The 284-nt window shown below is 42.3% G+C and carries 1 protein-coding gene; it reads right to left on the minus strand.

Annotated features, from left to right (window positions below; genetic code table 11):
* Positions 1-17: 17 nt before the first annotated feature.
* Positions 18-284, minus strand: a 267-nt coding sequence (locus tag AAEY83_RS14150; protein WP_351059810.1) for an exodeoxyribonuclease VII large subunit, incomplete at its 5' end; no start/stop codon positions are given.

Genomic DNA, 284 nt, shown 5'->3' on the forward strand with positions numbered 1-284 from the left:
TCGTATAACTCTGTAACTCAAACAGGCCTTGTTTTAATTTGCCCCACAGAGTTAACTACTTTTCCTTGCTGTGTTTTAGTGATGCTATAACCGCGCGGTAAAACATTAAGCGGACTTACCGAGTCTAACCTGCTTGCTTGCAGTGCTAAGCTATTATTCGCTTGTTGTAACTGATGCTGTATAGCTTGGTTTAGCCTAGCTTGTAATTGCGAGAGTTGATGGCTTGCTGAAGCGAGTTTTTTATCAGGTGATTGGCGCATCAAACGAGGCGTTAAGTTATTGAG

The sequence above is a fragment of the Psychrobacter sp. TB20-MNA-CIBAN-0197 genome (assembly GCF_040309765.1).
Classification (GTDB): domain Bacteria; phylum Pseudomonadota; class Gammaproteobacteria; order Pseudomonadales; family Moraxellaceae; genus Psychrobacter; species Psychrobacter submarinus.